21 protein-coding genes are annotated in these 23,141 nt (G+C 67.4%); 12 read left to right on the top strand and 9 right to left on the bottom strand.

Annotated features, from left to right (window positions below; all coding sequences use genetic code 11):
* The first annotated feature begins 8 nt into the window (after window positions 1–8).
* Entirely contained in the window at window positions 9–515 is a 507-nt protein-coding gene (locus NED98_RS04280; RefSeq protein ID WP_179511609.1) for a tetratricopeptide repeat protein, read from the top strand.
* A gap of 25 nt (window positions 516–540) precedes the next feature.
* Here the strand turns inward: NED98_RS04280 and rsmA are convergent, their stop codons facing one another.
* From rsmA to NED98_RS04260, 4 genes are all read right to left on the bottom strand, one after another.
* Complete coding sequence (rsmA, locus tag NED98_RS04275; protein ID WP_265268477.1) at window positions 541–1,377, bottom strand: 16S rRNA (adenine(1518)-N(6)/adenine(1519)-N(6))-dimethyltransferase RsmA; 837 nt, start codon at window positions 1,375–1,377, stop codon at window positions 541–543.
* Window positions 1,374–2,369, bottom strand: a complete 996-nt coding sequence (gene pdxA / locus NED98_RS04270; protein WP_265268478.1) for a 4-hydroxythreonine-4-phosphate dehydrogenase PdxA — start codon at window positions 2,367–2,369, stop codon at window positions 1,374–1,376. The genes rsmA and pdxA overlap by 4 nt, the downstream gene beginning before the upstream one ends.
* 11 nt (window positions 2,370–2,380) lie before the next feature.
* Window positions 2,381–3,742: a peptidylprolyl isomerase gene (locus NED98_RS04265; RefSeq protein WP_265268479.1), complete on the bottom strand. Its 1,362-nt coding sequence runs from the start codon at window positions 3,740–3,742 to the stop codon at window positions 2,381–2,383.
* Window positions 3,743–3,858: 116 nt separating this feature from the next.
* Window positions 3,859–6,132, bottom strand: a complete 2,274-nt coding sequence (locus NED98_RS04260) for an LPS-assembly protein LptD (protein WP_265312051.1) — start codon at window positions 6,130–6,132, stop codon at window positions 3,859–3,861.
* Window positions 6,133–6,278: 146 nt separating this feature from the next.
* Between NED98_RS04260 and NED98_RS04255 the strand changes: the two genes are divergently transcribed.
* From NED98_RS04255 to hflX, 11 genes are all read left to right on the top strand, one after another.
* Window positions 6,279–7,751 (top strand): leucyl aminopeptidase, encoded by a 1,473-nt coding sequence (locus NED98_RS04255; protein WP_265312050.1) that lies wholly within the window; start codon window positions 6,279–6,281, stop codon window positions 7,749–7,751.
* The gene (locus NED98_RS04250; RefSeq protein ID WP_265312049.1) at window positions 7,751–8,191 is read left to right on the top strand and encodes a DNA polymerase III subunit chi; all 441 of its coding nucleotides are present in this window, start codon (window positions 7,751–7,753) and stop codon (window positions 8,189–8,191) included. The genes NED98_RS04255 and NED98_RS04250 overlap by 1 nt, the downstream gene beginning before the upstream one ends.
* 186 nt (window positions 8,192–8,377) lie before the next feature.
* Window positions 8,378–8,800, top strand: coding sequence for a nucleoside-diphosphate kinase (gene ndk, locus NED98_RS04245; protein ID WP_179511603.1), 423 nt, complete (start codon window positions 8,378–8,380; stop codon window positions 8,798–8,800).
* 1 nt (window position 8,801) lies between these two features.
* Entirely contained in the window at window positions 8,802–9,320 is a 519-nt protein-coding gene (locus tag NED98_RS04240) for a GNAT family N-acetyltransferase (protein ID WP_265271985.1), read from the top strand.
* 59 nt (window positions 9,321–9,379) lie between these two features.
* Entirely contained in the window at window positions 9,380–10,378 is a 999-nt protein-coding gene (gene dusB, locus NED98_RS04235) for a tRNA dihydrouridine synthase DusB (protein ID WP_265312048.1), read from the top strand.
* On the top strand, window positions 10,378–11,439 hold the full coding sequence (locus NED98_RS04230) for a two-component system sensor histidine kinase NtrB (protein ID WP_265312047.1): 1,062 nt from the start codon (window positions 10,378–10,380) through the stop codon (window positions 11,437–11,439). The genes dusB and NED98_RS04230 overlap by 1 nt, the downstream gene beginning before the upstream one ends.
* Window positions 11,436–12,869 (top strand): nitrogen regulation protein NR(I), encoded by a 1,434-nt coding sequence (ntrC, locus tag NED98_RS04225; protein ID WP_265312046.1) that lies wholly within the window; start codon window positions 11,436–11,438, stop codon window positions 12,867–12,869. The genes NED98_RS04230 and ntrC overlap by 4 nt, the downstream gene beginning before the upstream one ends.
* 60 nt (window positions 12,870–12,929) lie before the next feature.
* The gene (locus NED98_RS04220; protein WP_265271978.1) at window positions 12,930–15,164 is read left to right on the top strand and encodes a sensor histidine kinase; all 2,235 of its coding nucleotides are present in this window, start codon (window positions 12,930–12,932) and stop codon (window positions 15,162–15,164) included.
* Window position 15,165: 1 nt separating this feature from the next.
* Window positions 15,166–16,536 (top strand): nitrogen assimilation response regulator NtrX, encoded by a 1,371-nt coding sequence (gene ntrX / locus NED98_RS04215; protein ID WP_179511597.1) that lies wholly within the window; start codon window positions 15,166–15,168, stop codon window positions 16,534–16,536.
* Window positions 16,537–16,632: 96 nt separating this feature from the next.
* Entirely contained in the window at window positions 16,633–17,217 is a 585-nt protein-coding gene (gene hfq, locus NED98_RS04210) for an RNA chaperone Hfq (protein WP_179511596.1), read from the top strand.
* On the top strand, window positions 17,214–18,500 hold the full coding sequence (gene hflX, locus NED98_RS04205; RefSeq protein WP_265312045.1) for a GTPase HflX: 1,287 nt from the start codon (window positions 17,214–17,216) through the stop codon (window positions 18,498–18,500). Before hfq ends, hflX begins: the two co-directional genes overlap by 4 nt.
* A gap of 129 nt (window positions 18,501–18,629) precedes the next feature.
* On the opposite strand, the gene mazG is transcribed toward hflX, so the two are convergent.
* From mazG to metG, 5 genes are read right to left on the bottom strand one after another with little or no spacing between them, the layout of a single operon-like run.
* Window positions 18,630–19,412, bottom strand: a complete 783-nt coding sequence (gene mazG / locus NED98_RS04200) for a nucleoside triphosphate pyrophosphohydrolase (protein WP_265312044.1) — start codon at window positions 19,410–19,412, stop codon at window positions 18,630–18,632.
* A gap of 30 nt (window positions 19,413–19,442) precedes the next feature.
* Complete coding sequence (locus tag NED98_RS04195; RefSeq protein ID WP_265312043.1) at window positions 19,443–20,045, bottom strand: retropepsin-like aspartic protease family protein; 603 nt, start codon at window positions 20,043–20,045, stop codon at window positions 19,443–19,445.
* Window positions 20,042–20,806 (bottom strand): MBL fold metallo-hydrolase, encoded by a 765-nt coding sequence (locus NED98_RS04190; RefSeq protein WP_265271907.1) that lies wholly within the window; start codon window positions 20,804–20,806, stop codon window positions 20,042–20,044. Before NED98_RS04190 ends, NED98_RS04195 begins: the two co-directional genes overlap by 4 nt.
* Window positions 20,803–21,579 (bottom strand): TatD family hydrolase, encoded by a 777-nt coding sequence (locus tag NED98_RS04185; RefSeq protein ID WP_265312042.1) that lies wholly within the window; start codon window positions 21,577–21,579, stop codon window positions 20,803–20,805. The genes NED98_RS04190 and NED98_RS04185 overlap by 4 nt, the downstream gene beginning before the upstream one ends.
* Entirely contained in the window at window positions 21,579–23,123 is a 1,545-nt protein-coding gene (gene metG / locus NED98_RS04180; RefSeq protein WP_265312041.1) for a methionine--tRNA ligase, read from the bottom strand. The genes NED98_RS04185 and metG overlap by 1 nt, the downstream gene beginning before the upstream one ends.
* Window positions 23,124–23,141 lie beyond the last annotated feature (18 nt).

The following is a 23,141-nucleotide window of genomic DNA, read 5'->3' as shown; positions in this document are numbered from 1 at the left end:
AGCCGTTCATGCGTTTTTCGTCCGTCGCCATCGCCGCCTCGCTGGCGCTGGTCTCGATCTCGACCTCGCTCCACGGCCAGCGTCCCGACGATCAGATCGACGCGCGCTCGATGGCGCTGCTCGCGCAGGGCCGTGCGGCCAAGGCCGCGGGTAATCTCGACGGCGCTTATGACGCGCTGGAAAGCGCGGTGGCGGTCGATCCGCGCAACCGCCAGGCGTTCATCGTGCTCGCCGAGGTGGCCGAAGCGCGCGGGCTTTCGGGCAAGGCGATCCGCTTCTACCGCGAGGCGCTGACGCTCGAGCCCAACGATCAGACGGCGCTCAAGGGGCAGGGCGAGGCGCTGGTCGCCAAGGGCGCGATGGCGCGGGCCAAGGAGAATCTCGCCAAGCTGCGCACGCTCTGCAAGAGCGATTGCGCGCAGGCCAATGCGCTGGCGGCGGTGATCGCCAAGGGGCCGCCGCCGGTCGCCACCGCGCAGGCCGTCCCGCCCAAGCCGACCCCGGCGAAGGACTGATCCAGCCTCCCGTTCTTCGACGAGCTCAGCCCGAACGGGGGGTGGCCGCGTCCAGCCGCCGCGCGAGGCGGACGAATTCCGCCACGCTGACCGTCTCCGCGCGTCGCGTCGCGTCGATTCCTTCCGCCTCCAGCGCGTCGAGCGCGCCGGTCACGCCGCGCAGGCTCTGCCGTAGCATCTTGCGCCGCTGGCCGAAGGCGGCGGCGGTGAGCCGTTCGAGCGTCTTGAGCGCCACCCCGGCGGGTGCCTCGCCCGGCACGACATGCACCACCGCCGACATCACCTTGGGCGGCGGGGTGAACGCCGAGCGGTGGACCGGCATCGCGATCCGCGCGGTCGAGCGCCACTGCGCGAGCACCGCGAGCCGGCCGTAGGCGTCATTGCCCGGCGCGGCGACGATGCGATCCGCCACTTCGCGCTGGAACATCAAGGTCAGCGATCGCCACCACGGCGCCCAATCGGCCGAAAGCCAGCCGACGAACAACGCCGTGCCGACATTATAGGGCAGGTTGGAGACGATATGCGGCGCGCCGTCGAACAAGGCGCGCGCGTCGATCTCCAGCGCATCGCCCTCGATCACCTTGAGCCGATCGGGATAGACCTCGCCCAGCTCGGCGAGCGCGGGGAGGCATCGGCGATCGCGCTCGATCGCGGTGACCCGCGCGCCGGCGGCGAGCAAGGCACGGGTCAGCCCGCCGGGGCCGGGGCCGACCTCCAGCACCTCGGCGCCGTCGAGATCGCCGGGGATCGCCGCGATCCGCGCGAGCAATTGCGCGTCGAACAGGAAATTCTGCCCCAGCGCCTTCGAAGCGGAGAGGCCGTGGCGCGCGATCACCTCGCGCAGCGGCGGCAGATCGCTCACAAGGCGAGGCAAGCCGCGCGGTGCGCCGCCGCTTCTCCCGCCATCGTGATCGCCGCGATCATCGCGCCCGGCTCGGCCTTATCCTTGCCGGCGAGGTTGAATGCGGTGCCGTGATCGGGCGAGGTGCGGACGAGCGGCAGGCCGAGCGTGATATTGACCCCCTCGTCGAAAAACAGCGTCTTCAACGGGATCAGTGCCTGATCATGATAGCAGCAGAGCGCCGCGTCATAATGCGCGCGGGCGCGGGCGTGGAACAAAGTATCCGCCGCGAACGGCCCCTGGGCGTCGATCCCCTCGTCGCGCAGGATCGCGATCGCGGGCTCGATCAGCTCGATCTCCTCGCGCCCGATCGCGCCGCTTTCCCCGGCATGCGGGTTGAAGCCGGCGAAGGCGAGGCGGGCCTTGTCGATGCCGAAATTGCGCTGCAGCCCGCGCGCAGTGACTCGCGCCTTGGCGACGATCAGCTCGATCGACAGCAAGGAGGCGACCCGCGCCAGCGGCACATGCGTGGTGATCGGCACGACGCGCAGCCCCGGCCCGGCGAGCATCATCACCGCATTGGCGCCGGCGATACCGCAACGCTCGGCGACGAATTCGGTCTGCCCGGGATGCGTGAAGCCGATATCGTAGAGCTGCGCCTTGGAGACCGGCCCGGTGACCAGCGCACTCGCGGCGCCCGACCGGGTGAGCCCGACCGCCAGTTCGAGCGAATGGAGCGCGCAGCGCGCACCGTCCGCGTCGGGCGCGCCGGGCTCGATCTCGCCAGCATCCTCCACCGTCAGCACCGGCAGCGCGGTGGCGAAAGCGCGCGGCACCTCGGCAAGGTCGCTGATCCGCGCAATCGGCCCGCGCCACACGCGCTCGATCGCGCGCGCATCGCCCACCGCGACGAACGGGGGCAGCGCGCGTTCACCGCGCATGTCCCAGGACTTAGCGATGATCTCGGGGCCGATCCCGGCCGGATCGCCCATCGAGATCGCGAGCGGCAGCACCGTTTCGTGCCTCAGCGATATTCGACCACGGCGTCGCGCCGAAGGTCGCGCAATGCCTGCTGCGCGCGCAGGTTGACGCGCTGCTGCTCGAGCTGGCTCTGGATCTGCTCCGCGCCGGGAAGCTGGGCGCTGGCCGCCTCGTCGCGGCCGCACAATACGAGCGTGCGGACGCCGTCGGTCGGCGAGCCGAACGGCGGGGTGGCCTGACCGACCTGGAGCTGGAGCATGATCTGCTGCAGCGCCGCCGGGAGATCGCGGATGCGGATCGTGTCGTTATCCACCACCTCGGCGCCGATCTGCGCCGCCACTTTCTCCACCGAGCCGCAGCCTTGCAGCGTGTGGGTGACGTTGGCGAATTCGGCGGTGCGCGCCGATGCCTGCGCCTGCGTGGTGCCCGCCGGGAATTTGATCGTCATCTGTTTCAGGCTGAGCCGCGCGTCGCGCGGATCGGCAGTGAGCACCTGCCGCTTGTCGACCAGATAGAGGACCGAAAAGCCGCCCGGCACCGCAACCGGCCCGGCGACCTGCCCGATCTGCATCTGGTTCGCGGCCTGCGCCAGCGCGTCGGGCAGCTGCGATGCACGCACCCAGCCGAGATCGCCGTTGACGCCGCGCGTCGACGCCTCGGAGAAATTGCGCGCGAAATAGCCGAACGGCGCCTTGCCCTTGTGGATCTCGTCGATCAGCTGGCGCGCATTGGCATAGACCTGATCGGACCGGTCGGGGGTGGCCGACAGATAGATTTCGTTGAGGTGGAACTCCTCCGTCCCCTTGGCCGCTTCGAGCCGGGCGAGGATCGACTTCACCTCGACATCGCCGACGTTGACGAACGGCTCGACGCGACGGCGCAGATAGCGGCTCCACGCCGCTTCGGCCTCGATCTGGCGGCGAATCGAGCGTTCGGACGAGCCGTGTTCGCGCAGGAAGGCGGCGAATTCGGTCGGCGTCTTGCCGAAATTCTTCGCGACGCGGGCGAAATTCTGGTCGATTTCCGCAGGTTCGATCTTCACATCGGCGGTCTTGGCCTGCTGGATCTCCAGCACCTCGTCGATCAGCTGGCGCAGCACCTGCAGCCGCAGGCGATCATATTCCTCGCCCTGCAGGTTGATATTGTTCGCCGCCATGATCAGCGCGACCCGCTGGTCGACGTCGGTCCCGGTGATCACATAGTCGTTGACGATCGCGGTCGCCTTGCGGACGTTGGGATCGAGCTTGCCGAAAATCTGCAGATTGGCGGGGATATCCAGCCCGGTATTGTCGGGCATCGACTGGTCCTGAACCGTCGCCTGCTGCCCGATCGCGGCGCCCGCCGCGGCTATCGCCAGTACCGCACCGATCAGGCGGCCATACCGCACCGCCCCGTTCCGTCGCATGATCACTCTGTTCGGATTCCCATCTAACGCGCTCGACGCGCGTGTGCACCAGCTTCGCTGAACCGTGGCTTAGCGTCCAAACTCGGTCAGGACAACGCCGTGACGGCGTTTGGATGCTAGAAGCCGAGGTTCTTGAACGCCAACGTCAAAAGATAGCTGTTGCCCGCGCGCGCGTCGCCGGTCGACTGATATTCGCGCTTCCATGTCGCGCCGATCGCGAGGCAATCATCCTCATAAGTGACCCCGAGCCGGTGCCGGACCGGGTTGAAATTGTCGCCGGTGGCGGTGGTGGTGGTGATCGGCGTGGAGGTATTCGTGTTATTGTTGTTGCGCAGATCGATCACGGTCGATCCATATGCCGACCAGAAGCGCGAGAATTTGATCCGCGCGCCGAGCCGCAGTTCTTCCTGATCCTGCAGATCCTCGATCGAGCTGATGTTACGATTGAGCCGCAGATAGCCGATCATGACGTAATTCGATCGCGACCCGATCGTGGTGTCGATCTCGTTGCGGCGGACCGCGAAATTGTCCTTGTCGACGCGATAGCGGTGGATGATCGACACGAAATCGCGGAAGCGCAGTTCGGTGCGGCCGACGATATCGGAGAAACGGTCGCTCAACCCGGTGCCTGGCGGGAGGATCGAGGGCCGGTCGGACAGGCGGTAGCTCTGCCCGACCACTGTGGAGAGCGTGAAGCCCGGCAGGGTGAGTGCCCATTCCGCGCCATAGGTCGCGCGGCTCGAATCCTCCCAGCGATCGTAGCCCGAGAAGCGATTGAGCGCGAAGAGGTTCGAATCCTCCAGATCGACCGCGCGCGCATCCTCATTGGGCACGTCGAGGTTGTTGATCTGCGGCGAGGCGACGATCTGGAAACGCGGGGTGAAGCGCTGCGTGCCGCCGAACAGCGGGCCGACCAGCGGCCAGCGCACGTCGATCGCCATCGCCGCGATGCCGCGGGTATGGAAACCGCTCAGCCCGCGATAGCTCGGCACCGTCGTCGCGGCGATGTCGCTGGTGTTATAGGCGTCGAGCCGCGAATAAGCGGTGAAGGTCACCTCCTGTCCCCAGGTGGTGATGCGGCGCAGGTCCCACCGCAACGAGGCGAAGGCGCGCTGGGTATCCTGTCCGCTGGTGCGCGCGATCGCGAGCGTGTTGACCTGCGCCTGGATCACCCCGCCGAGCAGCGGATCGGTGAACCGGCGGCGATAATCGAGCTCGGGCAGCGCGACCGGCTGGAGGCCCTGGGAATCGCCGACGCGCATCGTCTGCACCGCCCAGCCAGCGAGCGAGAAATAGCTGTCGCGATCGACCCGTTCGAGCGAAAGCGTCGTGCGCAGCCGGTCATCGTTCGAAATATCATAGCGGCGCAGGAACGTACGGTCGGTGACGAGCCGCAGCGAGCCCGAAACGCTCCAATTCTCGTCGATCTGGAATTTGCCGGCGCCCTCCAGATAGCCGCGCAGCGCCATGCTGGTCGGCGCGCCCGGCCCGGCGGAAATATCGTCGCTGCGCCGGCTCGCGGTGACATAGCCCGAAACGCTGAACGCGCCGTTGCTGTCGAGCTGCTGATAATTGGCCTGCAGCATCGGCAGCACCGCGCTGAACACATGCGGGGTGATCGTGACCGTGCGGTTGGGCGCGAGATCGAAATAATAGGGCAGCACGATCTCCAGCCCGTTCACCGCGCTGAGGCGGAGATTGGGGCTGAGCAGGCCGCTGGTGTGCGTCGCGCCGACCGGATGCGAGAATTTCGGCAGCGGCACGCTGGCGAAGCCGAACACATGGATGCGCGCGCCGGTGTAATAGACCCGCTCGCGATCGGGGCGGTAAAGCACGCGCACCGCGGTGATCTTCCAGCTCGGCTCCTTGGCGCAGCCGTCCGAATCGGTCACCGAGCAGGCGGTATAGGCGGCGTGATTCATCGAGATCGAGCCGTCGTCGTGCCGCGTGCCCTCGGTCGCGGCGAGGCGGCTACCCTGATCGAGCACCACCAGCATGTTGTGCACCACGCCGTCGCGCAGCGAATCGGTCAGGTCGACCGAATCGCCATAAGCGACGTCGCCGCGCGGATTGGTGATCGCGACATTGCCGTTGGCGACGACCTGCCCGGTCTTGCGGTTCCATACCACGCGCTCGGCGCGCAGCCGCTCGCCCTGGCGGAACATGCGCACGTCGCCGGTCGCGGTGACGATATCGGCGTTGTAATCATATTCCAGCGCCTCGGCGCTGAAGCGGATCTGATCGTCCGGGTTCGGCGCGTCGGCGGCGGGGGGCGGCGCGCCCGCGGCCGAAGGGGGCTGGACGGCGCGGTCCTGCAGGTCCTGCGCCCCGGCGGCGCCCGCCACCAAAGCGAAAGGAAGGGCGCAACAGGCCAGAAGCTCAAAACGCAACGCGCGCAATTCCCGCTATTTTGCCCGCGCGGCCGACATGGCGGCGCTTCTTCGCCCTATCGCATCGCAACGCGCAGGCTGCAACGTCTTGCCAGTCGAGCCGGGAACGCCCAGGGACCGGACGACGTTTCGAAGGATGGTTTGAGATGAAGATCGTATTCGCCCAGTCGCGCGCTCCCGAGGCAGAGGTCGTCGCTTTCGTCGTCAAGAAAGACGATGTCGCGGCGCTCGCGCTGCCCGGTGTCGATGCGGGCGCGCGTGCGCTGCTCGCCGCAGCCGCGTCGGGGCAGCGTTTCGAGGGCGAGGCCGGGACGGTGGCAGAGGCCTTTGTTGGCGAAGGGCAGGGGGTGACGCGCATCCTGCTGCTCGGCGTCGGTAGCGGCGACGACGCGGCCTATGAACGGGCGGGCGGCGCGCTGACCGCGAAGCTCCTCACCTCCGGCGCGACCGACGCGACGGTGGACCTTGCCGGCAGCGGCGCGACCGCGGTTGCGGCGGCGCGGCTCGCGGCCGGCGCGGCGCAGCGCGGCTGGCGCTTCGACGAATATCGCACCAGGCTCCCCGAAAAGCAGAAGCCGACGCTGACGACGGTGACGATCGCCGCCGCGCCCGACGGCGCCGAGGCGGAATGGGCGACGCGCGATGCAGTGACCCAGGGGCTGGCGCTGACCCGCACGCTCGTCACGCTGCCCGCCAACATCCTCTATCCCGAAAGCTTCGTCGAGCGCGTGATCGCCGATACCGCGGGGCTCGGGCTGGAGATCGAGGTGCTTGACGAAGCGGCGATGCACAAGCTCGGCATGGGGGCGCTGCTCGGCGTCGCGCAGGGTTCGCGCCGCGCGCCGCGGCTGCTCGCGATGCGCTGGAACGGCGCGGCGGCGGGCGATCCCGCGCTGGCGCTGGTCGGCAAGGGCGTGACCTTCGACACCGGCGGCATCTCGATCAAGCCTGCCGCGGGCATGGAGGACATGAAGTGGGACATGGGCGGCGCCGGCGCGGTCGCGGGGGCAATGAAGACGCTCGCGCTGCGCAAGGCGAAGGCCAATGTCATCGGCGTGTGCGGGCTCGTCGAGAACATGCCCGACGGCAATGCGCAGCGCCCCGGCGATGTCGTCACCTCGATGTCCGGCCAGACGATCGAGGTGATCAACACCGATGCGGAGGGGCGGCTGGTGCTGTGCGATTGCGTCACCTGGGTGCAGAAAACGCACAACGTCAAAACGATCGTCGATCTCGCGACGCTGACGGGCGCGATGATCATCAGCCTCGGCAGCGAATATGGCGGGCTGTTCGCCAACGACGACGGGCTTGCCGACCAATTGCTCGCGGCGGGCAAGGCGAGCGGCGACCAATTGTGGCGCTTCCCGCTCGGCGACGCCTATAACAAGCTGATCGACAGCCCGATCGCCGACATGAAGAACGTCGGCCCGCGCGGCGCCGGCTCGATCACCGCCGCGCAGTTCATCCAGCGCTTCGTCGACGAGGGCGTGAAATGGGCGCATCTCGACATCGCCGGGATGGTCTGGGCCGACAAGGACGGCGCGACCTGGGCCAAGGGCGCGACCGGCTATGGCGTGCGCGTGCTCGATCGCTTCGTCGCGGAGAATTTCGAGGGCTGATGCAGGTCGATTTCTATCACCTGACCGTTACCCCGCTCGACCGGGCGCTGCCGCAGATCGCCGAAAAGGTGGTGGCGTCCGGCAACCGGCTGCTGATCGTCGCCGCGGGCGAGGCGCAGCGCGTCGCGCTCGACCGGTTGCTGTGGGGCTATACGCCCGACAGCTTCCTGCCGCATGCGCAGGCGGGGACGGGGGACGATAGCGCCCAGCCGATCCTGATCGCCGGCGAGGTGGCGGCGGCGAACGGCGCGCAGCATGTCGCGCTGGTCGACGGGGCATGGCGCGACGAGGCGCTGGAATTCGAGCGCGCCTTTCACTTCTTCGACGAGGAATCGATCGACGCGGCGCGCGTGGCGTGGCGCACCTTGCAAGGGCGCGAGGGGGTGGAGCGGCGCTACTGGAAACAGAACGACGTGGGGCGCTGGGAGAAGGTGGCTTAAGAACGACCAATCGCCGTCACCCCGGCCTTGCTTGCCTCCCGATAGACCCGGGCTCAAGGCCGGGGTGACGGGGAAATCCCGAACGATCGGCACTCGCCCTGGCACCAGTTGCGCTTTCCCCGCGCCCGCACTAGAGCGCGCCGACGCTTTTCCGCCAACACTACACCCAAGGAGCACGTGACCGTCATGGCCGCGAACCGTACCTTTTCGATCATCAAGCCCGACGCCACCCGCCGCAACCTGACCGGCGCCGTGACGAAGATGCTGGAGGAAGCCGGCCTGCGCGTCGTCGCCTCGAAGCGCATCCGCATGACCAAGGAGCAGGCCGAGGGCTTCTACGGCGTCCATAAGGAGCGCCCCTTCTTCAACGATCTGGTCGCCTTCATGACCTCCGGCCCGGTGGTGGTGCAGGTGCTCGAGGGCGAGAATGCCGTCCAGCGCAACCGCGACATCATGGGCGCGACCAACCCGGCGAATGCCGAGCCCGGCACGATCCGCAAGGAACTGGCCGAATCGATCGAAGCCAATTCGGTCCATGGCTCGGATTCGGACGAGAATGCCGCGATCGAAATCGCGTTCTTCTTCAAGCCCGAAGAGATCGTCGGCTGATATGGACTGGCGGCTGCGTCGTGCCGAGCCCGCCGACGCGGCCGCCTGTTCGCTGATCGCCGGCGCGACCTTTCTCGAGGCGTTCGCCGGCATCCTCGACGGGGCGGATATCGTCGCCCATGTCGCTGACAAATCCGGCGCGGCGAATTTCGCCGCCTGGGCTGCCGATGCGGCCAGCGTCGTCACGCTCGCCGAGGCGCCGACGGGCGGCGCGCCGCTCGGCTATAGCCTGCTCACCACCCCCGATCTGCCGGTTCCTGCCGAGGACGGCGATATCGAGCTCAAGCGCATCTACGCGCTCGCGCCGACCCACGGCACCGGCCTCGGCGCGGCGCTGATGCAGCGCGCGATCGACGATGCGCGGGCGCTGGGGCGCAAGCGGATGCTGCTCGGGGTCTATGGCGGCAATGCCCGCGCGCAGCGTTTCTACGCCAAGCAGGGCTTTGCGGTCGCGGGGACCCGCCGCTTCAAGGTCGGCGCGACCTGGCACGACGATCTGGTTTTCGCCCGCGCGATCTGAGCGCGCCACCTTGTCAGCACGGCGGACTTCGCCTAACTGCCCATTTTTCAGGCAGGCCCATGCGCACCCTCGCTCCCATCCAGATCGGACCCGTCCGGATCGACAATCCGGTCGTGCTCGCGCCGATGACCGGCGTGACCGACCAGCCGTTCCGCACGCTCGTGCGCCGTTACGGCTCGGGGCTCAACGTCACCGAGATGATCGCCAGCCAGGCGGCGCTGCGCGAGACGCGCCAGTCGCTCCAGAAGGCGGCGTGGCATCTTTCGGAGGAGCCGGTGTCGATGCAGCTCGTCGGCTGCACGCCTTATGAAATGGGCGAGGCGGCCAAGCTCGCCGAGGACAAGGGCGCCGCGATCGTCGACATCAACATGGGCTGCCCGGTGCGCAAGGTGACCAATGGCGATGCCGGCTCGGCGCTGATGCGCGATCTGAAGCTCGCCGCCGGAATCGTCGAGGCGGTGGTCAAGGCGGTCAAGGCGCCCGTCACGCTCAAGATGCGGATGGGCTGGTGCCATGATAGCCTCAATGCCCCCGAACTGGCGCGGATCGCCGAGGATCTCGGGTGCAAGATGATCACCGTCCACGGCCGCACCCGCAATCAGATGTACAAGGGCTCGGCCGACTGGGGCTTCGTCCGCAACGTCAAACAGGCGGTGACGGTGCCGGTGATCGTCAACGGCGATATCTGCAGCATCGAGGACGCCGAACAGGCGCTCGACCTTTCCGGCGCGGACGGGGTGATGATCGGGCGCGGGGCCTATGGTCGCCCGTGGATCCTGTCGCAGGTGATGGAATATTTCGCCACCGGCCGCCGCGTCGAAGATCCATCGATCGAAGAGCAATATCTTGCGATCACAGAGCATTATGATGCGATGCTCGTACATTACGGCACGATGACCGGGGTCAATATGGCCCGCAAGCATATCGGCTGGTACACCAAGGGGCTGCCGGGTTCGGCCGAGTTCCGCAACAAGGTGAACCAGGAGCCGGATGCCAAGCGCGTCCAGGCGATGCTCGCCGAATTTTACGCCCCGTGGCGCAGCCGCGCGGCGGCGTGATGCCCGCCGATAGCACCCCCGAGCACGGCGAGGTGCTCGCCGCGCTGCCGGTTGCGGTATTGCTGGTCGATCCCGAGGACCGCGTCGTTCGCGCCAATGCCGAATGCGAATTGCTGCTCAATCGCTCCGAGCGCGCGATGGTCGGGCGGCCGGTGCAGGCGGTGCTCGCCTTGCCGCGCGAAGCGGAGGATCGCGCGGGGCGCGGCTTCGCCGCGTTCGATACCGAGATCGAGACGCGCAACAGCGGGCGCATCCGGGTCGATTTCGCGCAGGTCGAGCTCGCCGATCATCCCGGCTGGCGCGCGATCACGCTTCACAATGCCGCGAGCTCGCGCCGGCTGGGGCATTCCGCCGATCGCGCGGCGGCGGCGCGATCGGCGGTCGGCGCGGCGGCGATGCTCGCGCATGAGATCAAGAACCCGCTCTCCAGCATCCGCGGCGCGGCGCAGCTGATCGCCGACGGCGCCGCGCCCGAGGAACTGACCCGGCTGGTGATCGCCGAGGTCGATCGCATCGCCGCGCTGATCGACCGGATGGAGGATTTCACCGACACTCGCCCGGTGGCGCTCGAACCGCTCAACATCTATCCGTTGCTCGCCCATGCGCGCAGCGTCGCGCTCGCCGGATTCGCGCGCGAAGTGGTGATCGAGGAGCGGTTCGATCCGTCGCTGCCCGCCGCGCTCGCCAATCGCGACGCGTTGCTCCAGGTGCTGCTCAACCTGCTCAAGAATGCCGCGACCGCGCTCGGCCCGCGCGGCGAGCGGCGCATCATCCTCGCCACCTCCTTCCGTCACGGCATGGCGGTGGCCCCCGCGCCGGGACGACCGCGGTTGCCGCTGCCGATCGAGATCTGCGTGATCGATTCCGGCCCCGGCGCGCCCGAGGACATCGCCGAGCATCTGTTCGATCCGTTCGTCTCGAGCCGGCCGGAGGGGAAGGGACTCGGCCTCGCCCTGGTCGACAAACTGATCCGCGACATGGGCGGGATCATCCAATATTCGCGTGAAGGCTCCCCCCATATGACGGTGTTCCGCATCCTCCTGCCGCGGGCCACCGCATGACCAACGGCGAGGTGCTGCTGGTCGACGATGACGATGCGGTGCGCGTCGTGGTGGCGCAGGCGCTGCGTCGTGCGGGGCATCGCGTCCGCACCGCCGCAACGCTCGCCGAGCTGGAGCGCGAGCTGAAGCTCGGCGCGCCCGACGTGCTGATCACCGATGTCGTGCTGCCCGACGGCGACGGGATCGAAAATGCCACCCGCCTCGTCGCCGAGCGCCCCGACATGCCGGTGATCGTGCTCTCTGCGCGCAACACGCTGACCACCGCGGTGCGTGCCAATGAGGCGGGGGCTTATGATTACCTCCCCAAGCCGTTCGACCTCGAAACGCTGACGCGCACCGTCGCCAAGGCGCTGGCCCGCCGCGGCCCCGCCACCCCCGCTACGCCGGGCGACGACGATCAGGCGCTGCCGCTGATCGGGCGCTCGCCGGCGATGCAGGACGTCTATCGCGTCATTGCACGGGTGGTGTCGAACGACCTGACCGTGCTCGTCTCGGGCGAATCCGGCACCGGCAAGGAATTGGTGGCGCGCGCGATCCACGATCTCGGCCCGCGCCGCTCGGGGCCGTTCGTCGCGATCAACATGGCCGCGATCCCACGCGAGCTGATCGAAGCCGAATTGTTCGGGCACGAGCGCGGCGCCTTCACCGGCGCGGCGCAGCGCAATGCCGGGCGGTTCGAGCAGGCCGCTGGCGGCACCCTGTTTCTCGACGAGATCGGCGATATGCCGATCGAGGCGCAGACCCGCCTGCTTCGTGTGCTCCAGCAGGGCGAATTCACTACCGTCGGCGGCTCGCGCACGATCCGCGCCGACGTGCGCATCGTCGCGGCGACCAACCGCGATCTGCAACAGGCGGTGACCGGCGGCGCGTTCCGCGAGGATCTCTATTACCGGCTCAATGTCGTCCCGATGACATTGCCCGCGCTGCGCGAGCGGCGGCAGGATATCGGGCTGCTCGCGCGCCATTTCCTCGATCGCGCCGCCGAAGCCGGGCTGCCGCGCAAGACGCTCGACGACGATGCGGTCGACGTGCTTGAGGCGCATGACTGGCCCGGCAATGTGCGCGAGCTCGAAAATCTCATGCGCCGGCTCGCGGCGCTGTCGCGCGACCACCGGATCAGCGCCGACGAAATCCGCATCATGCTCGGCGAGCCGATCGCGGCCGCCGCGCTCGCCGATCCGGGGATCGACGTCGCGGTCCGCGCCTATATCGAGCGGCTGGCGCGCAGCGAGCCGCATGTGCTGGAGGACGGATCGCTCTACGATCGGATCATCGCCGAGGTCGAGCGCCCGTTGATCGAGACGATGCTGGCGCGGTTCGGCGGCAACCAGCTCCGCGCCGCGCGGGCGATGGGACTTAATCGCAACACATTGCGCAAGCGGCTCGATCTGCTTGGGATAGACCCCGCTTCCCGGTCGAACGGACGCTGACATGCGCTGAGCTGCGGAATATGTGTTTTCTCTGCAACACCTTTGTTGTAGCAGAGTGACATGAATGCCGCGCAGGCGCCCGTGATTGCCGAATCGAGCCAGCCGCGGCGCTTCGCCGTGACGCCGGCGATGGAGCTGGCGGCGCTCGGCGTGTCGATCGCGGTCGGCGTCGGCAGCTATTTCATCATCGAGAGCGCGGGCAAGCCGCAGGGGCTGATCGCCCCGCCGCTCGTGGCCTTGCTGCTGATCGCCAATCTGGTTGCCTGGATCGCGCTGCTGATGCTGCTCGGCCGGCGTATCGCGCACAGCCGCGCGCGGCGCTCGCCGGTCGGCGGGGAGGGGCGGCTCCACGTCCGGCTCGTCGCGATCTTCTCGATCGTCGCCGCGGTGCCGATGCTGCTCGTGACGATCGCCGCCTCGCTGCTGTTCCAATATGGCGTGCAATTCTGGTATTCGGATCGCGCGCGCGCGGTGTTCGAGAATGCGACGACGCTGACCCGTGCCTCGTACAATCAATTCCTCCAGCGCTGGGAAGAAGCGACCGTCACGATGGCGCAGGATATCTCGGACGAGCTGAGCCAGCGCCCGCTGGACGATCCGCGCTTTCGCCCGTTCCTGTTCCAGCAGACCTATTATCGCAGCCTTTCCGAGGCTTTGCTGTTCCAGATCGCGCCGAACGGCGAGTTGCAGACGCTCGCCTTCGTCAACCCCTACGACCTCAATCTCGCGCGGCAGATATCGGCCGACGCGGTGACCGAGCTGCGCCGCGGCCAGCGCAGCGTGGTGACGGTGACGGGCGACCGCATCCAGACCGTGACGCGGGTGCCCGGGACAAGCATGTTCCTCTACGCCGCGCGCGTCACCGATCCCAAGCAGATGACGACGCAGACCAAACGCGCCGAAACCGCGTTGGCCAATTATCATTCATTGCTCGACAAGGCGCGATCGCTGCAGATCCGTTTCAACGTCGCGCTGCTGGTGCTGTCGCTGTTGATGGTCGGGATCGCGGTGTGGATCGCGCTGGCGGTGGCGGACCGGCTGGTGCGCCCGGTGGGGCAGCTCGTCCAGGCGGCCCGGCGCGTCGAGGGCGGCGATCTTTCCGCGCGCGTCCCCGATTGGCGCGCGCGCGACGAGGTCGGCACGCTGGCGACGGCGTTCAACCGGATGACCGAGCGGCTCGAGGCGCAGAATAACGCGCTCGTCACCGCCAACGCGCAGCTCGATAGCCGCCGTGCGCTGATCGAGGCGGTGATGTCGGGGGTGTCGGCGGGGGTGATCTCGATCGCGGGCGATCGCACCGTGCGGCTGATCAACAGCTCGGCCGAGACGTTGCTCGGGGTCTCCGAGACCCCGGTGGGCAAGCGGCTGGCGGATATCGCGCCCGAGCTCGACGATCTGCTCGATGGCAATGCGCGCGAGGCGATCGTGCAGGTGACGGTGGGCGGCGAACCGCGCACGCTGGCGGTGCGGATCGCGCGCGACGGCAGCGGCCCGATCCTGACCTTCGACGATATCACCCAGCAATTGCTCGACCAGCGCCGCGCCGCCTGGGCCGATGTCGCGCGGCGCATCGCGCATGAGATCAAGAACCCGCTCACCCCGATCCAGCTCGCCGCCGAGCGGCTCCAGCGCCGCTACGGCGCGAAGGTGGAGGAGGGGGATACCACTTTCGCGCGGCTGACCGACACGATCGTCCGGCAGGTCGGCGATCTGCGGCGGATGGTCGACGAATTCTCCTCCTTCGCGCGGATGCCCAAGCCGGTGTTTCGCGAGGAATCGCTCGTCGATATCGCGCGGCAGACGATGTTCCTCCACGAAGTGGCGCACGGCGGCGTGCGGTTCGAGCTTGAGCACGGAGAGCCGGGGCCGACCTTGGTGTGCGACCGGCGCCAGATCGGCCAGGCGCTGACCAATATCGTCAAGAATGCGATCGAGGCGATCGAGGCCAAGGGCGGCGACGGCGGCGAGGTGCATATGGCGCTGGCCGAGGCGCCGGGGCGGGTGACGATCACCGTCGCCGATACGGGGGTCGGGCTGCCGCCGGAGCGCGACCGGATCGTCGAACCCTATATGACGACGCGCGCGCGCGGCACGGGCCTCGGCCTCGCGATCGTCAAGAAGATCGTTGAGGAACACTTTGGTAATATTACATTTTCTGATCATCCCGGTGGCGGGACTTTGGTGACGATGACGTTCGATACGACGATGCTCTCCGGGCTCGATACCGGGGATGATTTGACCACCAGCGGCGAGGACGGGGGGATCACCGCGCTAACCCGGAACCGGATGATCTGACATGGCGCTCGACATTCTCGTCGTCGATGACGAACTCGATATCCGCGAACTGGTCGCCGGGGTGCTGGAGGACGAGGGTTATGAGACCCGCGTCGCCGCCGACAGCGATGCCGCGCTGGAGGCGATTGCGGTGCGCCGCCCGAGCCTCGTGCTGCTCGACGTGTGGCTGCAGGGATCGCGGCTCGATGGGCTACAGCTTCTCGACGAGATCAAACGCCGCGACCCCTCGATCGCGGTGCTGATGATCTCGGGGCACGGCAATCTCGATACCGCGGTGGCGGCGATCCGCGCCGGCGCGGTCGATTTCATCGAAAAGCCGTTTCAGGCAGAGCGGTTGCTGCTGATGGTCGAGCGCGCGACCGAGACCGAGCGGCTGCGGCGCGAGGTGGCGTCGCTGCGCGCCTCGGCCGGGCGCGATACCGATCTCACCGGCAGTTCGAGTGCGATCAACGCGGTGCGTGCGACGCTTAAGCGCGTCGCCGGTACCGGCAGTCGCATCCTCATCACCGGGCCGGCCGGCGTGGGCAAGGAGGTCGCGGCACGGTTGCTCCACGGCTGGAGCCCGCGCACCAACTCGCCGTTCGTGATCGTCAGCGCCGCGCGCATGACCCCCGATCGGATGGAGGAGGAATTGTTCGGGGTGGAGGAGGGCGGCGATCTCGTCCGCCCGGGCTTGCTCGAACAGGCGCACGGCGGCACGCTGTTCCTCGACGAGATCGCCGACATGCCGATCGCGACCCAGGCGCGCATCCTGCGCGTGCTGACCGACCAGAGCTTCGCGCGGGTCGGGGGGACGCGGCAGGTGAAGGTCGATGTCCGCGTCGTCTCGGCCACCGCGCGCGACCTGACGGCGGAGATCGCCGAAGGGCGGTTCCGCGAGGATCTTTACTATCGGCTCAACGTCGTGCCGGTCGTGCTGCCGGCGCTGGCCGAGCGGCGCGAGGATATCCCCGCGCTGGTCGAGCATTTCGTCGCGCATTACGCGTCCGAACGCCGCGTGCCGACCCCCGAGATCGCCACCGACGCGATGGTCGCGCTGCAGAGCTATGACTGGCCCGGCAACGTGCGCGAATTGCGCAACGTCGTCGAGCGGACGATCATCCTCGCGCCCGGCGACCGCATCGGGCGGATCGACCTCGATCTGCTCCCCGCCGAGGTGCTCGGCGACAGCGAGGGCGGGGCGGGCACCGCCGCGATCATGGGCGCGCCGCTCCGCGAGGCACGCGAGACGTTCGAGCGCGAATATCTCCGCGTCCAGATCCGGCGCTTCTCGGGCAATATCTCGCGCACCGCGAGCTTCATCGGGATGGAGCGTTCGGCGCTGCACCGGAAGCTCAAGCTGCTCGGCATCACCGAGACGCGCGAGGAATAGCGCCGCGCGTCACCCCGGCTAAGGGCTGGGGCGCGGTTGCGGATAATGGCGGCCCTCCTGCCATTCACGTTGCGGTAAGCCGCTGGCGCCTCTAGATTGGCGCCGCCGCCAGCCGTGGCGGCAACCCGACGCCGGGCACCGGCGCATCGCGGGGCAAACCCCGCCAAGAATCGAAGGATCGAGCCAATGGCCGAAAAACAAACCTCTCTCCAGGATCTGTTCCTCAACGCGCTGCGCAAGTCGAAAACCCCGGTGACGATGTTCCTCGTCAAGGGCGTCAAGCTCCAGGGCATTGTAACCTGGTTCGACAATTTCTCCGTGCTGCTGCGCCGCGACGGGCAATCCCAACTCATCTACAAACACGCCATTTCCACGATCATGCCCGGCGGCCATGTCGATGTCGCGGCGATCGTCGATCAGATGGGCGAAAGCGTGAAGAAGCAGCCGCTGCTGCAGGAGGTGTTCCTCAACGCGGTGCGCAAGTCGCACGATCCGGTGACGATGTTCCTCGTCAACGGCGTGATGCTTCAGGGCAATATCGCCGCTTTCGACCTGTTCTGCATGCTGCTGCAGCGCGATGGCGCGTCGCAGCTCGTCTATAAACACGCGGTGTCGACGATCCAGCCGTCGCGCGCGCTTAATCTCGCCGAGGAAACGGCGGAAGAGTCGGACGAGGATTGAGTACCGGCTTCGAACGCGATCGCGGGGAATTCACGCGCGGCGCGCGCGCGATCGTCGTCTATCCCGATCTCGGCGGCTCCTCCCGCGACGCCGACGCGCGTCTGGAGGAGACTGCCGGGCTGGCCGAGGCGATCGGCGTGACGGTCGTGGCGCGCGAGGCGTTCCGCGTCCGTACGCCGCGCGCCGCGACGCTGATCGGCGCCGGGCAGGTCGAGACGATCGCGACGCTCGTCAGGATGGAGAACGCCGCGCTGGTGGTGTTCGACGCCGGCCTCACCCCGATCCAGCAGCGCAACCTCGAAACCGCGCTCGAGGCCAAGGTGATCGACCGGACCGGGCTGATCCTCGAGATCTTCGGCGAGCGCGCGGCGACCGCCGAAGGGCGATTGCAGGTCGAGCTGGCGCATCTCGATTATCAGGCGGGGCGGCTGGTGCGGAGCTGGACCCACCTCGAACGCCAGCGCGGCGGCTTCGGCTTTCTCGGCGGCCCCGGCGAGACGCAGATCGAGGCCGACCGCCGACTGATCCGCGATCGCATGGCACGGCTGCGCCGCGAGCTGGAGCAGGTCACCCGTACCCGCGGGCTGCACCGCGGCCGGCGCCAGCGCGCACCTTGGCCGGTGATCGCGCTCGTCGGCTATACCAATGCTGGAAAATCAACACTTTTCAATTATTTGACGGGAAGTGACGTCATGGCGAAGGACCTGCTCTTCGCCACGCTCGATCCCACCTTGCGCCAGATCTCTTTGCCGGGGATCGACAAGGCGATCCTCTCGGACACGGTGGGGTTCGTCTCCGAGCTGCCGACCCAGCTCGTCGCGGCATTCAAGGCGACGCTGGAGGAAGTGGTATCGGCCGATATGCTGATCCACGTCCGCGATGTCGCGCACCCCGACAGCGAGGCGCAGCGCGCCGATGTCGAGACGGTGCTGACCGAGATCGGCGTATCCGACACGACGCCGCGGATCGAGGCGTGGAACAAGCTCGACCTGCTCGATGACGAGGCGCGCGCGGCGTTCCTTGCGCAGACCGAACGACGCGACGATGTCGTGGCGATCTCGGCGCTGACCGGGGAGGGGGTGGATCGACTCGTCGCCACCGTCGCCGGGCGGCTGACCGCCGGGCATCAGCGCTATACGATCACGCTCGACGCCGCCGACGGCGCCGGCGCGGCCTGGCTGCACCAGCACGGCGAGGTGCTCGATCAGGAAATCGACGGCGAGCGCGCGATCTACGAAGTGCGGATGGCGCCCCGCGATTATGAGCGGTTTCTGACGCGCTGACGCTGAGGCGTCAGCAGCGACACTTTGCGTCCTTGGAAAATTGTATCCCCGCGCAGGGGCTTGCGGTGACCAAGCACGCCGACGGTGGGGTGACGGTTCGCATCTGTAGCGCATTGCGACAGGGCGCTCTTAGCCGCGTCGCTCGTCCGCCTTGGCTTCCAACCACAAGGCTTCCTTCGCCTCAAGGTCGAGCGATACGAACAACTTACCGGCCGCAGCTTCCATGAAGCGGAAGCGCCGTTCGAACTTGGCGTTGGACATGCGCAACGCCGCCTCGGGATCGATGCCGAGGTGCCGCGCCCAATTGACCACGACGAACAGCAGGTCGCCGATCTCGCCGGCGCGTTCCTCGTCGCTGGTTGCGCTTTCCACCTCGGCGAGTTCCTCGTCGATCTTCTCGCGCGGTCCCTTGGCGTCGGGCCAGTCGAAGCCGACCCGGGCGGCACGCTTCTGGAGTTTCTCGGCGCGCAGCAAGGCGGGCAGGCCCAGCGCGACCCCGGCAAGCGCGCCCTGATCCTCCTTGGCATCGGCCTTGGCGGCGCGCTCCTCGGCCTTGATCTGCTCCCACAGATGATGCCCGCCCTGATCGAGGTCGCCGAAGATATGCGGGTGACGGCGCTCCATCTTGTCGGCGATCGCATTGGCGACAGCGTCGAAATCGAACAGGCCGGCTTCCTCGGCGATCCGCGCGTGGAACACGACCTGGAGCAGCAGATCGCCGAGCTCGTCCTTGAGATCGACCATATCGTCGCGCGCGATCGCATCGGCGACCTCATACGCTTCCTCGATCGTATAGGGTGCGATCGTCGCAAAACTCTGCGCGATATCCCATTCGCAGCCCCGTTCGGGATCGCGCAACCGCGCCATCACCGCGCGCAACCGGTCGATAGGGGCCTGCTCAACGTCAGCCATATATAAGATCGATAATATACATTATGTAAATCACGTCCGGGGTTTGGGTTCGAGGATCAGCACGTCCCCCTCGACGCGCCACGATGCGAGTTGCGAGAGGAAATTCATTCCCAGTACGTCGAGATCGCCGAATTCGGGCGCGACGACCACCGGCAGGTCGCGCGCGACGATGCTGCCGAGTTCGAGCCGCTGAACCTGCGCGCGGCTTGCCTGTATCGACCCGTTGGCGGTTTCGATCGCTGCTGCGAACGGACTGTCGTCGGTCGCGACATGCGCGGCTCTGGCGGTGGCTTCGGACAATGCGGTCGTCGTCGCGCCGCTGTCGATCAGCATCCGCCGCTCGACGCCGTTGATGGTTGTGGTGGCCCAGAAATGCCCATCGGGCGCGATATGAATCCGCACCGTCGAGCCGACGACATGCTGGTCGCGCCCGAACAAGGCATCGCGCGTGTCGTTCCAGATCGGCTTGAGCCGGTCGCGCTGCGCGACGACCACCAGCCCGATCGCGAAGATCAGCACCCAGGCCAGCGCCATCTTCACCGTCCGCCCGACCGGCACGCGCCGGCTGAGCAGCGCCGACAAGGGCAGCGCGAGCATCAGCAGATAGAGCGCAACCAGGGCGCCGTCGTTCACAGCGCGATCTCCATCCCGTCAAAGCCCGGCTCGATGCCCAGCGGCAGTTCGGCGCGCAATGTATGATAATCCATCGACTGGTCCATATGGATCAGCACGGTGCGTTGCGGCGCCAGCTCGTCGACCCATTCGAGCACCTGCCCGAGATGCGGGTGCGACGGATGCGGCTTGCGGCGCAGCGCATCGACCACCCACAGATCGACCCCGGCGTAAAGCGCGCGCATCTCGGGCGTCATGCCGCTGAGATCAGTAGCATAGCCGATCGACTTGCCATCGACTGTGAAGCGCAACCCGGTCGAGGTGATCGACGCATGCGGCTGATCGGCGCAGGCGATCTCGATCGCGCCGATCGCCATCCGATCGGGCAAGGTGGCGAGCGATACGCTCGCCGGATAGCCGTGCTGGCCTTCGAAGACGTATCCGAATTTCTCGCGCAGCGCGGCCTCGGTCGCCGGCCGGGCATAGGCCGGGACCGGGCGGTGGCGGACGTGGAAGATTTGCCGAAGATCGTCGATGCCGAAGACGTGATCGGCATGTTCATGGGTCCAGATCACCGCGTCGATCATCCCCACCTCGGCGGCGAGCAATTGCGCGCGCATGTCCGGGCTGGTGTCGATCAGGATACGCGTCCCGGCATGCTCGATCAGCGCCGAGGCGCGGGTGCGCTGGTTGCGCGGCTCGGCGGGATCGCATGCCCCCCAGTCATTGCCGATCCGCGGCACGCCGGACGAAGTGCCGGAGCCGAGGATACGTAGCTTCACGCGCGGGTCTTGCTGAATAATTGGTGGAAGTTGCGCGCCGTAACATCCTGTAATTGCTCAACCGGCTCCCCGCGCAAATCGGCGAGGAACGCCGCGGTATCGGCGACGAATGCCGGTTCGCCCGTCTTGCCGCGATGCGGCACCGGCGCGAGGAACGGCGCATCGGTTTCGACCAAGAGCCGCTCGATCGGCAGCCGCGCCGCGGTTTCCTGCAGCTCGCGTGCGCTCTTGAACGTCACGATCCCCGAGATCGAGATGTAGAAGCCCAGATCGAGCGCGATATCGGCGAACGCCCCCGTCCCGGTGAAGCAATGGATGACCCCGGTGAAGCCCCCCTTCCCCATTTCCTCGCGCAGGATCGCGGCGGTATCGTCCTCGGCGTCGCGGGTGTGGACGATGATCGGCACCTGCGCCTCGCGCGCCGCGGCGATATGCGCGCGGAAGCTCGCCTGCTGCCGCGCACGGTCGCTGTGGTCGTAATAATAATCGAGCCCGGTCTCACCGATCCCGACGATGCGCGGATGCGCGGCGCGCGCGACGAGCTTGGCGGTGTCGATATGCGGATGCTCGTCCGCCTCATGCGGGTGGATGCCGACCGTTGCCCACACATCGGGTTCGCGCTCGGCGGTCGCGAGCACCTCGTCCCATTCGCGCTCGCGGGTCGCGATATTGAGCATCGCGGTGACCCCGCGCGCGCGGGCGCGTTCGAGCACCGCCGGCTGATCCTCCGCCAAGCCCTTGTAATTCAGATGACAATGACTGTCGGCCAGCATCACTCGGCCTCCACCGGGAGTTCGAGCCGCGGAAATACCGGGGTCGGCGCGGCGATGCGGAAGCCGGTCGCGGCATGACGATCGTACCAGCCGTCGTCGTCGACCGCCGCATGATCGCGCGCTTCGGCGCCGAGCTGGTCGAGCACCTTGCCCGCCGCCTCGGGCACGACCGGCAGGATCGTGATCGCGAGGATGCGGATCGCGCGGATCAGGGTGCGCAGCACCGCGTGCATCCGCTCCGGGTCGGTCTTGCGCAGCGTCCACGGCGCCTGGGCGTCGATATAGGCGTTGCACGCGAAGACGCCGCGCAGCCACGCCTCGACCCCCTGGCTCAGCATCAGGTCCTCGAACGCGGTCTTGAACCCGGCTGCCGCGAGGACGACTTCCTCGATCAGCTGCCCGTCGGCATCCTCGGCGCGGCCGTGCTCGGGCATCGCGCCGTCGAGATTCTTGGCGATGAACGACAAGGTGCGCTGCGCGAGATTGCCGAAGGCATTGGCGAGCTCGGCATTGACGCGGGTGACGATCGCCTCGGCCGAATAGCTCCCGTCCTGCCCGAAGCTCACTTCGCGCAGCAGGAAATAGCGCAGCGCATCGACCCCGAATGCCGCGGTCAGCTCGAGCGGATCGACGACATTGCCGACGCTCTTCGACATCTTCTCGCCGCGGTGGAGCACGAAGCCGTGCCCGAACACCGATTTCGGCAGCGCGATCCCCGCCGACATCAGGAACGCCGGCCAATAGACGGTGTGGAAGCGGACGATATCCTTGCCGATCAGGTGCAGGTTCGCCGGCCAGTAACGCATCTCGCCGTCGGGATAGCCCGCGCCGGTGAGGTAATTGGTCAGCGCATCGACCCATACATACATCACATGCCCCGGGCTTCCCGGCACCGGCACGCCCCAGTCGAAGCTGGTGCGCGAGACCGACAGGTCGGACAGCCCGCCCTCGACGAAGCGCATGATCTCGTTGCGCCGCGCCTCGGGGCGGATGAAGTCGGGGTTGTCGCGATAGAGATCGAGTAACGGCTGCTGATATTTGGAGAGCCGGAAGAACCACGTCTCCTCCGCGGTCCATTCGACCGGGGTACCTTGGGGCGAGAGCTTCTCGCCCCCCTCCCCGTCGACCAGTTCCTTCTCGTCGTAAAAGGCTTCGTCGCGGACCGAATACCAACCCTCGTAGCGATCGAGATAGAGGTCCCCCGCCTCGCGCATCTGCTCCCAGATCGCCTGGCTGGCACGATAATGATCGGCATCGGTGGTGCGGATGAAACGATCGTAGGAGATGTTGAGATCGTCGCACATTGCCTTGAATAAAGACGACATTTCGAAAGCAAGATCGCGCACCTCGATGCCGCGCTGGCGTGCCGTCTGCATCATCTTCAGGCCGTGCTCGTCGGTGCCGGTCTGGAAGCGCACGTCGCGCCCGGTCTGGCGGTTGAAGCGCGCGATCGCGTCGGCGGCGATCGCTTCATACGCGTGGCCGATATGCGGCTTGCCGTTGGGGTAGCTGATTGCGGTCGTGATATAAAAGGGGTCGGCCATGCCCACCCCCTACAGCAG

It is taken from the genome of Sphingomonas lycopersici (assembly GCF_026130605.1).
In the GTDB taxonomy this organism is placed as follows: Bacteria; Pseudomonadota; Alphaproteobacteria; order Sphingomonadales; family Sphingomonadaceae; genus Sphingomonas; species Sphingomonas lycopersici.
Note: the sequence above shows the minus strand (reverse complement) of the source record. Positions and strands in the feature narration are given on the sequence as shown.